At 65.2% G+C, this 11,026-nt stretch carries 6 protein-coding genes and 1 rRNA gene; 4 read left to right on the top strand and 3 right to left on the bottom strand.

Annotated features, from left to right (window positions below; all coding sequences use genetic code 11):
• The 3 genes from KHO41_RS12890 to KHO41_RS12880 form a co-directional block, all read right to left on the bottom strand.
• Positions 1 to 102 (bottom strand): 16S ribosomal RNA (locus KHO41_RS12890); the annotation flags it as partial.
• 544 nt (positions 103 to 646) lie between these two features.
• Positions 647 to 1,309: a hypothetical protein gene (locus tag KHO41_RS12885; protein WP_244873816.1), complete on the bottom strand. Its 663-nt coding sequence runs from the start codon at positions 1,307 to 1,309 to the stop codon at positions 647 to 649.
• 264 nt (positions 1,310 to 1,573) lie between these two features.
• On the bottom strand, positions 1,574 to 2,893 hold the full coding sequence (locus KHO41_RS12880) for a sensor domain-containing diguanylate cyclase (RefSeq protein WP_342344458.1): 1,320 nt from the start codon (positions 2,891 to 2,893) through the stop codon (positions 1,574 to 1,576).
• Positions 2,894 to 3,488: 595 nt separating this feature from the next.
• Between KHO41_RS12880 and rpoD the strand changes: the two genes are divergently transcribed.
• The 4 genes from rpoD (at position 3,489) to KHO41_RS12860 (ending at position 10,969) form a co-directional block, all read left to right on the top strand.
• Positions 3,489 to 5,450: an RNA polymerase sigma factor RpoD gene (rpoD, locus tag KHO41_RS12875; protein ID WP_211953662.1), complete on the top strand. Its 1,962-nt coding sequence runs from the start codon at positions 3,489 to 3,491 to the stop codon at positions 5,448 to 5,450.
• A gap of 295 nt (positions 5,451 to 5,745) precedes the next feature.
• A complete protein-coding gene (locus KHO41_RS12870; RefSeq protein ID WP_211953661.1) occupies positions 5,746 to 6,330 on the top strand; it encodes a DUF2760 domain-containing protein in 585 nt (194 codons plus the stop codon).
• Positions 6,327 to 8,171, top strand: a complete 1,845-nt coding sequence (locus KHO41_RS12865) for an Hsp70 family protein (RefSeq protein ID WP_211953660.1) — start codon at positions 6,327 to 6,329, stop codon at positions 8,169 to 8,171. The genes KHO41_RS12870 and KHO41_RS12865 overlap by 4 nt, the downstream gene beginning before the upstream one ends.
• A gap of 17 nt (positions 8,172 to 8,188) precedes the next feature.
• Positions 8,189 to 10,969, top strand: a complete 2,781-nt coding sequence (locus KHO41_RS12860; protein ID WP_211953659.1) for an Hsp70 family protein — start codon at positions 8,189 to 8,191, stop codon at positions 10,967 to 10,969.
• The last annotated feature ends 57 nt before the right edge of the window (positions 10,970 to 11,026 follow it).

Raw genomic sequence — 11,026 nt, 5'->3', positions numbered from 1 at the left:
TCGCCACTCGCCACCAGGCCGAAGCCCGTGCTGCCGTTCGACTTGCATGTGTAAGGCATGCCGCCAGCGTTCAATCTGAGCCAGGATCAAACTCTTCAGTTCAATCTCTGTGTGGACCCGAAGGTCCTCGCTCTTTCGAGCGGTCGCTCACTCTCAGAAAACTGACTGACCAGATCCGAAGACCCAGTCACGTTTTACTGTGCGAGCACTGATAACTTTTGAGCTAAAAGACCGAAGTCTTTCGCATCCATTATCAAGCGCCCACACTTATCGGTTGTTTGATTGTTAAAGAAGCCACCCTTTCGGGTTACGCTACCGGCTTTGCCGTTTGCGTTGCTGCGTCAGCAGCAGGGAAACAAGACTTTAAAGTATTTTCGACGATTAATCAAGCATTTTCGCGAAATTTCTTTTTTCCCCGGCGGCTTTGCCTGCCGAACTTGTTCCCGCTTTTTGCCTTTGCCTGCGCCGCTTTGCGGCGACGGCTCCAGCAGAAGGGAGCGAATACTAAAGCGTTACTTCGCGACTGGCAAGTCTTTTTCTAAAAAGCTCGTGAAGAGACTTTGGGGATACAAATATGCCTCTATGCGGTGGCAGCACAAAAGGAGACGCCGACCGCACCCAAACTCCAAGGTCCCCTTCCTAATGCCTACTGCAGCGACTCGACCACTGTGGTTTGAATGTGCTGCACCTTGCCCTCTTCGCTGATGTCCTGCCGCATAACGATGGATTGGGCCGGGCAATACCAGTCGGTGACCTGCATCTGCGTGGGCTTGGTCAGGATCTGCTCGCCCGCGATGACCATCGGTCCCAGCGAGGTCGTACGCACATATTCAATCGGCACGCATTCCGAAAGACCAAGTGCCGTGCGAATGACCTGCCGCTTGCCAACGCGCCGGGAGGCCACCGAAACAGTCGCGTGCGGCGCGACGAGCTTGCCGACTTCGTCACCGGATTCGCGCGCATAGATAGTGAAGGACGCACTGGCGTCGACGGACTCGCCGGGAATCACATCGCCTTCTCGCAGCGGCAGGCCGCGGTACTGGTTATCCAGCAGACCCAGCCCGTCAATGCTTGTGGTGCCATACAGGCGTGCGTATTTGCCCCACGCATTGACCGTTGCCTCGCCAGTGATGCTCGGCGGAGCGCCGTTTGCCGCGGGCCGGAGCAGCACCCGTTGCTGCTGCTCCGTCACGACGGGCGGCCCCATCAACGCAGCGAGCGCCGTCTTGGAATGAATTTCGATGTCAGCCTGGCAGCCCGCATCCGTGGGCAATGGCGGTTGCAATATAGTCCGGCGCGACAGCGGCATCGAGCCATCAGCCTCCATCTGCACGCGTGCGCCGCGCGTGAACCACACGGTGGCGCAGACGTTCGCATGCTCGCGTGCCACAGGCTCGTCAGCCCATGCCAATGGCGTCCCAACAGATATAAAGCCGGCCAGAAGGAAAAAGCTGGCAAGGCTGCGCCGAACCGGCACGGGCATGTTCTGCGCAAGGCCACTCAAGAACGAAGTGCGTGCATTCCGCATGGTCAGGATGCCCTCTTTGCCTGGTTGATTGCAGGCCTGAACGCGTCAGGATTCGATCCGGTTGCGCCCGCCCTTCTTCGCGCGGTACAGCGCCAGGTCGCTGCGCGATAGCGGGGCTTCGGCATTGGCATCGGCCGCGGTCATGAGCGCAATACCGATGCTGACTGTCAACTCGATCCGCTGCTCATGCTCGATCAGCGGGTACTCGGCAATGCGTTGCTGGATCCGCCGCGCCACGCCGATCGCGCCGCGCATGTCGGCCCCGTCGAGCAGAATTCCGAACTCTTCGCCGCCGAGACGCCCGGCCATATCGCCGGGCCGCAAATGCGCGCGCAGGATGCTGCCGAAATGGCGCAGCACCCGGTCGCCGACCCCGTGTCCCCAGCGGTCATTGATCGACTTGAAATGGTCCAGGTCGCACATCATGAGTGCCGTAGCCGCGCCGCGGCCGCCCTGCAGGCTCGCCAGGCGCGTCTCGATCTGCGCCATGAAATGGCGCCGGTTCGGCAAGCCCGTCAGGCTGTCGATGGTCGCAAGCTCCTGCAATTCGGCTTCGATACGCTTGCGCTCGGTCACGTCCGTAATGAAGCCGTGCCACAGGATGCTGCCATCGGGAAGACGCTGCGGCCTGGCATCGCCCTGCCGCCAGCGCAGCCCCTGCATTGGCAGTTGCACGCGATATTCGAGATGCCACGGCGAAAGCTGCACCGCCGAAGCGTCGAACGAAGCTCGATAGGCGGCCAGATCGGCCGGGTGAATCAGCGCGTCGATGCGCGACGCATCCGCCGCCACCTGCGCCGGAGTCAGTTCGTAGATCTCGGTGATGCCCGCGCTTGCGTAGGGAAAGAACGACCGGCCACCGGGCACCAAGCGGTACTGGAACACCAGCCCCGGCACCTCGTTTGTCAGGTTCGTGATCAGATTGACCGCTTCAAGCAGGCTCTCCGACATCGCTCGCTGCGAGGTAATGTCCGTGGACGTGCCCACCATGCGCAGCGCGCGGCCGGATGCGTCGCGGTCCACGACCCTGCCCCGGCTGCAGATCCATTTGTAGCTGCCGTCGCGGCAACGGATGCGGTGTTCGACTTCATAGCTGTCGCTATGGCCCTCGAAGTGGGCCTGCATCGTCGCTTTGACATAGTCGAGATCGTCGGGGTGAAGACGCTGGTAGCTGTCCTCGATCCGGTTGGATACCTCCCCGTCGGCATAGCCCAGCATGGCTTTCCAGCCGCTCGAATACTGGATTTCGCCGGTCACGACGTTGCGGTCCCAGATTCCAGTGCCACTGCCTGCAATCGCCAGCGCAAGCAGCCGTTCGCGCTTGCGAAGTGTCTCGATATCATCGCCCTGCAACACCCCTTCCACGGCAGGGCCCTCCGCCGATTGCGCCAGGGATCGCGATGCGGTCGGTACGTCTTCTGAGGTCGGCGGTGCAAGCATACACACGTCAGAGATGGGCCTGCAGCGAGTATACATGTGCTATTCCGTACGCAGCAGGATGTTGCGCGTAAGCCTTTCGTCACGTGACAACTCAATAACCGACTTACCCAGAATCCGTACCCGGGGTATACTAGTAGGTTGTCGCAGCAAATCCTTGGGTTCCGGGTGAGGCTGTATTCAGGGCCGTCCGCGCTTCGGGGACCTGATGGGCGCCATTTTTTGACTTCCGGGCTTTGCCGCCGGTAGTCGGTGCGGCCGGCAAACGGGGGCGCAAGGAACAGGCCGTGAATGATGGGGCTGCAGTGGACTCACCCGCAGTCCAGCCCACGCTTGCACGTCCCGGTATGCTGCAACGCACCAAACACTGTAGAATATGCGCCCCCTGCTCACCGGCCCATAACGCCGGGGTTCGGCTCATCGCCACGCCAATGTCAGTCCGAAGCCTTGACAGCGGGCCAGAAAACGCACGCAATGAGTGCGCGCTGCAATCAAAACGCGATCACGAAGGAAACAGCAGTAGATGACGAGCGGTCCACAACGAACGGCTGCGAAAGCCCGCGAAGCAGGTATTGTCAAGGGCCTCGGCGGCTCGACGGAATCCATGTCGCCGGATGAAGCCAATGCGCGCACCCAGCAACTGCGTGCGCTGATCCAGCTGGGCAGGCAACGTGGGTATCTGACCCACGCGGATATCAGCGACCATCTGCAGGAGAACTTCACCGACACGGCAGCGATGGAAAGCATCGTCACCACGTTCGCCGAAATGGGCGTGAAGATCTTCGAGCAGACGCCCGATGCCGAGACGCTGCTGCTCAGCGACAACGCGGTAGTCGCTTCCGACGACCAGGCCGATGAAGAAGCCGAAGTGGCGCTTTCGACCGTGGACTCGGAATTCGGCCGCACGACCGATCCGGTGCGCATGTACATGCGCGAGATGAGCTCCGCCACGCTGCTGACGCGCAAGGAAGAAGTCGAGCTCGCCAAGCGGATCGAAGACGGCCTGAACAATATGGTGCACGCCATTTCGGCCTGCCCGTCCACGATTGCCACCATCCTCGAACTGTCGGGCCGCGTGGCCAGCGGCGAGATGGGCATCGACGATCTCGTCGACGGCCTGACCGACGAAAGCGGCGCTGATGCTCCCGTGGCCGCCAGCGCTGACGACAGCGACGACGACAGCGCCGACACGACGGATGAAGCCGACGGCGATGAGGAAGACGACGATACCGAAGAAGGCTCGACGCAGCAGAGCGCCGAAGCCGATCTCGCCAAGCTGCGCGACGAATGCCTGAAGCGTTTTGCGCGCGTGTCCGAGCAGTTCGAGCGCATGCAGCAGGAATACGCCGCCAACGGCAGCGCCTCGGAAGGCTTCGTGACCGCCCGTGACACAGTGCGCGACGAACTGCGCACGATCCGCTTCACCGCAAAGACCATTGAACGCCTGTGCGCCGACGTCCAGTCCATGGTCGACGATGTACGCGTGGTCGAACGCCAGGTGGTCCAGCTGCTGGTCGACCGTTGCGGCATGGACCGCGAGGACGTCATCGCACGCTTCCCGGGCAATGAAACCAACCTGAGCTGGGGCCGCGACCTGGCCGCCGCATCGCGCCCGTACAGCGCCGCCGTGGCGCGTGCGCTGCCGGACCTCGAAGCCCACCAGCAGAAGCTGATCGACATCCAGGCCCGCGCGGCATTGCCGCTGGCCGAGCTGAAGTCGGTGAACCGCAAGATGCTCGCCGCCGAGCGCCAGATGCGGCAAGCCAAGCACGAAATGACCCAGGCCAACCTGCGCCTGGTGATCTCGATCGCCAAGAAGTACACGAACCGCGGCCTGCAGTTCCTGGACCTGATCCAGGAAGGCAACATCGGCCTGATGAAGGCCGTGGACAAGTTCGAGTACCGCCGCGGCTGGAAATTCTCGACATATGCGACGTGGTGGGTGCGCCAGGCTGTGACGCGCGCCATTGCCGACCAGGCCCGCACGATCCGCGTGCCGGTCCACATGATCGAGCAGATCAACAAGCTCAACCGCCTGTCGCGCGAGCTCATGCAGCAGACCGGCAAGGAGCCGGATCCGGCCGTGCTGGCCGAGCGCATGGACATGCCCGAAGAGAAGGTCCGCGCGATCATGAAGATCGCCCGCGAACCGGTCTCGATGGAAACGCCCGTGGGCGAAGACGGCGACACGAGCCTCGGCGACATGATTGCCGACTCGGACACCGCGACGCCGGCCGACGCCGCCCTCCAGGCGAGCCTGCGCGAGGTCGTGCGTGAAATGCTCGACGAGCTCACGCCGCGTGAAGCCAAGGTGCTGCGCATGCGCTTCGGCATCGATATGGCGACCGACTACACGCTGGAAGAAGTCGGCAAGCAGTTCGACGTGACGCGTGAGCGTATCCGCCAGATCGAAAGCAAGGCCATGCGCAAGCTGCGCCACCCGAGCCGCGCGGATCAGCTGATCACCTATCTGCGGGACGCGTGATCCATGGCGGGGCATCCTGCAGCCAGCAGGATGCTTTCGCTTACCATGAATACGAATGCCGGCGGCCCTTGGGCTGCCGGTTTTCGCATGGATAGCCGGTTCATCACACATGCCATGCTGGCTGACATATCGGTTAGTGCAAAATTCCGGCTGGAATACTTGGATGGCCCGGTGTGGCGCATCCGGCACGAAATGCGCTGCGTAGCGTTACGATGCATCGGATCGCATGCCGCATCGCCGACTCGCCGCGGCCCGGGACAGCTCGTCCTGCAACAGAGCACACAGGAGTTTTTCCATGACTGACTCGAACATCTCTTTCCTCGGCAGGATCTCGCTTGCCGTGGGCACCTTCTTTGCCATCCTTGGCAACGGTGAACTGGCTGCCGGCGTACGCCGCCTGCGCAACGGCGAACTGCCTGCCGCCGCGCCGGCCCCGGTGGCCGCGCCCGTGGCAACCCCGGCTCCCGCTGCGCCCGCACCGGCGCCCGCACTGAAGGAAGCGAGCCCCGTGGCAGCCCTGCAACTGTTGGGACTGCTCCAGCGCGATGCGCGCTTCATCGACTTCGTCGAGGAAGACATTGCCGGCTATACCGACACCGAGATCGGCGGCGCCGCCCGTCTCGTCCACGATGGCTGCCGCGCCGTGCTGCGCGAGCATTTCACGATCCGTCCCGTACGCAGCGAAGCCGAAGGCAGCCGCGTGACGCTGGCCGACGGCTTCGACGCCACGGCCGTCCGCCTGACCGGCAATGTGGTCGGCAGCGCGCCGTTCCACGGCAGCCTCAGCCATCGCGGCTGGAAGGCCGAGGAAGTCAGGCTGCCGCGCCTGGCCGAGCGTCATGACGCCACCGTCATCGCCCCCGCGGAGGTCGAGCTATGAGCGACGCCCGCTATTCCATCGGCATCGACCTGGGCACCACGCACAGCGCCCTGTCCTATGTCGACCTGACCGGCAGTGACGGCGAGAAGACCAGCCAGGGTGTCCTGGCGATCCCGCAGCTGACCGGACCGGGCGCGACAGAAGCACGCGACCTGCTGCCCTCCTTCCTGTACTTGCCGCACGAGAGCGAACTGGCGCCGGGCGACCTGGCCCTGCCATGGAGTGCCACGCGCGAATTCGCCGTGGGCGAGTTGGCCCGCAGCCGCGGTGCCGGCACCCCTATCCGCCTGGTATCGAGCGCGAAAAGCTGGCTGTGCCACCCTGGCGTGGACCGCCGCGCCGCGATCCTGCCTAACGATGCGCCGCCCGAAGTGCCGCGCGTCTCGCCGCTCGAGGCATCGGTGCGCTATCTCACTCACCTGCGCGAAGCGTGGGACCAGGCGCATCCCGACGCGCCGTTCGCCGAGCAGGACGTGACGGTGACGATTCCGGCCTCGTTCGACCCGGCCGCGCGCGAACTCACCGCAGAGGCCGCCGCGGCCGCTGGCTACACGCGCATGACGCTGCTCGAAGAGCCGCAGGCCGCGCTCTATAGCTGGATCGAGAAAAGCGGTGGCCAGTGGCGCAAGGACGTCAAGGTTGGCGACATCATCCTCGTCGTGGACGTTGGCGGCGGCACCACCGACCTGTCGCTGATCGCGGTCATCGAGCGTGATGGCAACCTGGAACTGCATCGTGTGGCCGTCGGCGAGCATATCCTGCTCGGCGGCGACAACATGGATCTGGCACTGGCCCACGTGGTCGCGCGCAAGCTCGCCGCGCAAGGCACGCAGGCCGACCCGTGGCAACTGCGCGCGCTGACCTATGCGTGCCGCGCGGCCAAGGAAACGCTGCTGACCGACCCGACGGTCGATACCGTGCCGCTGGTCGTGCCCAGCCGTGGCTCCAAGCTGATCGGCGGCTCGATCCGTACGGACCTTACGCGTACTGAACTCACGCAGATCATCCTGGAAGGCTTCTTCCCGCAGGTGGACGCTGCAGCCCGGCCGGTCAGCCGTGCGCGCGTCGGCCTGACGCAGCTTGGCCTGCCCTATGCGCAGGATGCGGCAATCACGCGGCACCTGGCCGCGTTCCTTGGCCGCCAGGTCAGTGCACTCGCCGATCTGGAAGGGTTCCAGGGTACGCAGCGGGAAAGCGCGACCTTCCTGCATCCGACCGCGGTCCTGTTCAATGGCGGCGTATTCAAGTCCGGACTGCTGGCGGACCGTATCCTGCAGACCCTGAACGGCTGGCTCGCCGCGGAAGGTGCAGCGCCTGCACGCCTGCTCGGCGGTGCCGAGCTGGACCTGGCGGTGGCACGCGGCGCCGCGTACTACGGCTATGTGCGACGCGGCAAGGGCGTGCGCATCCGTGGCGGTACCGCGCGCTCGTACTACATCGCGGTGGAATCGTCGATGCCTGCGGTGCCAGGGTTCGAGCCGCCGATCCAGGCACTGTGCGTGGCACCGTTCGGCATGGAAGAAGGCACCGAAGCCGAGTTGCCGCCGCAGGAACTTGGCCTGGTCGTCGGCGAACCCGTGCATTTCCGGTTCTTCGGCTCGTCGGTACGCCGCCAGGACCAGGTCGGCACCCTGCTGGACTTCTGGGGCCCCGAGGAACTGCACGAACTCGAGGAAATCCAGGCCACCCTGCCGGCCGACGGGCGCACGCCCGGCGAAGTGGTGCCGGTCAGGCTGCATGCGCGCGTGACCGAAGCCGGCACGCTCGAACTCGAGGCCGTCCGTGGCAGCGACGAGCGCTGGAAGGTCGAGTTCGACGTGCGCGGCGGCGCGCAAGCCTGAGGACTGACGGATAAGCGATGAAGCGGTACACCGTCGGCATTGACCTTGGCACCAGCAATACCGTGGTGGCCTATGCGGAGACTGGATCGGACGATATCCGCGTCTTCGATATCGACCAGCTCGTAGGTCTCGGCGAAGTCGCGGCGCGCCCGCTGCTGCCTTCGGTTCGCTACCACGCGGCGCCCGGTGAAATCAGCGGCGACGATTTACAGTTGCCATGGCAGTCGGCGGCGAGCGCCGCCGCGCGTCGCACCGTGTTCGGCCGCCTGGCGGCTACGCTTGGCGCACAGGTGCCGGGCCGGCTTGTGGCCAGCGCCAAAAGCTGGCTGTCGCATGCCTCGGTCGATCGCACCGCACCCATCCTGCCCTGGGGCGCGGACGAGGAAGTCGGCAAGATCTCGCCGGTCGCCGCGAGCGCGAGCTATCTCGGCTATGTGGCTGCCGCGTGGAATCATCGCTTCCCCGACGCCCGCCTTGAAGAACAGGACGTCGTGCTGACTGTGCCCGCGTCGTTCGACGAGGGCGCGCGCGCGCTGACGCTGGAGGCCGCGCGCATGGCCGGCCTGCCCGCGCTGCGTCTGCTCGAAGAGCCGCAGGCCGCGCTCTACGACTGGCTGTTCCATCATCGCGAGACGCTCGATACCGAGCTCGCGCAAACTCGTCTGGTGCTGATCTGCGACGTGGGCGGCGGCACCACCGACCTGACGCTGATTCGCGTCGACATGCAGGACGGGCAGCCGCAACTCACGCGGATCGGCGTGGGCAACCACCTGATGCTCGGCGGCGACAACATGGACCTGGCGCTCGCGCATGTGGTCGAGGCGCGGCTCGGTCCCACGCAGGCGCGCCTGTCGGCGTCGGGCTTGTCCCAGCTCGTGGCCCGCTGCCGAGCGGCCAAGGAACAGTTGCTGAGTGCACAGGCACCGGATGCGGTCACGGTCACGCTGCTCGGTGCCGGCTCGAAGCTGATCGGCGGCGCACGTTCCGTGGAGGTGACACGGCAGGAAGTCGAACAGCTCGTTGTCGATGGCTTCTTTCCCAAGGTGGCGTCCACCGAGCGGCCCGGCCGCGCGCGCGGCGCCATCGTCGAATTCGGCCTCCCGTATGCGTCCGACCCAGGCGTCACGCGACACGTCGCAGCGTTCCTGAGCCAGCACGCCGCGCAGTCGCGCGTGGCGCTGGACCAGCCGCACACCGGCGACGATGCGCTGCCAATGCCCGACACGCTGCTGCTCAACGGTGGGGTATTCCGTGCCGAAGCGCTGGCGAGTCGCATCGCCGACACGCTGGGCACATGGCGCGGGTCGCCAATGAATGTCCTGCACAACGCCGATCCCGATGTCGCCGTTGCACGCGGCGCAGTGGCCTATGCGCGTGCGCGAGCGGGGCAGGCACCGCGCATCGGCGGTGGTTCGCCGCGCAGCTATTTCCTGGTGCTCGATGACGGCGCATCGGGGCAGCAAGGCATCTGCCTGCTGCCAAAAGGCACAGAGGAAGGCCACGAAATTCACCTGAAGGACCGCACCTTCGCGCTGCGGCTTGGCCATCCGGTCCAGTTCCATCTGGTCTCCTCCGTGGCCGACACGTCCTACCAGCCCGGCGAATTGACGGGGCTCGAGGGCGGCGACTTCGTGCGCCTGCCGCCGATCGCCACCGTCGTGCCGACGCGCGGCAACAGCGGTCCGCGCGAAACGCCGGTGCAGATCACGACATCGCTGACCGAGGTCGGCACGCTCGAAGTCCACTGCAGCGAGATTGCGGATACCGCGCAGCGCTGGCGGCTCGAGTTCCAGTTGCGTGGCAATGAAGCGCCAGCCGAAGCACCGACGACTGAAACGCTGCACCCATCGCTGCCGCAAGCCGTCGAGGCTATCGACCGCACCTTCGGCGCACGCGCGCAAGGCGTCGATCCGAAGGAAGTCAAACGGCAGCGCGCCCATCTGGAACAACTGCTTGGGCCGCGCGAGCAATGGGACAGCGCGCTGCTGCGCGAACTGTTCGGCGCCTTCTGGGACCGTGCCAAGCGCCGGCGGCGCACTGCCGACCACGAACGCCTTTGGCTGAACCTGGCCGGGTATTGCGTTCGGCCGGGCTTCGGCTATCCGCTGGACGAGTGGCGCGTCGAACAGCTGTGGTCGATGTACGACCAGGGCATCCAGTACGTCAACGAAAACCAGAACTGGTCAGAATGGTGGACGCTGTGGCGCCGTGCAGCAGGCGGCCTCGATGAGAGCGCGCAACTGCGCCTGCTCGACGACATGGCCTTCTATCTTCAACCGCCGGGCAGCGCCCACTACAAGAAGCCCGCAGGCCCGACGCGTTCCGGGTACGCCGACATGGTGCGGCTGGCCGGTTCGCTCGAGAACATCCCCGCCGAGCGCAAGATCGAGGTCGCCGAATGGTTGCTGGCCCGGCTGCGCAAGCCATCGGAAAACAACCAGAGCTGGTGGGCCGTGGGCCGCATCGGCGCGCGCCGGCCGTTCTATGGCAGCGCGCACGGCGTCGTGCCGGCCGACATTGCCGCGCGGTGGGTGGATGCCATCCTGGCGCTCGACTGGAAGAAGGTCGAACCGGCGGCGTTCGCCGCAACGCAGATCGCACGCATGACCGGCGACCGCACGCGGGACCTGCCCGATGACGTACGCGCGGCCGTCGTGCGCCGCCTGGAAGCCGCCAACGCGCCGCAAAGCTGGATCGCCATGGTGCGCGAGGCTGTGGAGCTGGATGCGGCCGACGAGGGACGCGTATTTGGCGAGGCCTTGCCTGCCGGCCTGAAGCTGATCGGCGGAACTGCCTGAGCCGTATTGCAAGAGCCGCCGGCGCCGCGCGACTGGCGGATAATGCGGCTTTACAAG

Origin of the sequence: Cupriavidus numazuensis (genome assembly GCF_905397435.1) — a bacterium.
GTDB lineage: Bacteria > Pseudomonadota > Gammaproteobacteria > Burkholderiales > Burkholderiaceae > Cupriavidus > Cupriavidus numazuensis.
Note: the sequence above shows the minus strand (reverse complement) of the source record. Positions and strands in the feature narration are given on the sequence as shown.

Excerpts from the sequence above, each read along its gene's own strand:
- KHO41_RS12885 (WP_244873816.1), bottom strand. The coding sequence starts at position 1,309 with ATGCCGCTGTCGCGCCGGACTATATTGCAACCGCCATTGCCCACGGAT.
- rpoD (WP_211953662.1), top strand. The coding sequence starts at position 3,489 with ATGACGAGCGGTCCACAACGAACGGCTGCGAAAGCCCGCGAAGCAGGT.
- KHO41_RS12870 (WP_211953661.1), top strand. The coding sequence starts at position 5,746 with ATGACTGACTCGAACATCTCTTTCCTCGGCAGGATCTCGCTTGCCGTG.
- KHO41_RS12865 (WP_211953660.1), top strand. The coding sequence starts at position 6,327 with ATGAGCGACGCCCGCTATTCCATCGGCATCGACCTGGGCACCACGCAC.
- KHO41_RS12860 (WP_211953659.1), top strand. The coding sequence starts at position 8,189 with ATGAAGCGGTACACCGTCGGCATTGACCTTGGCACCAGCAATACCGTG.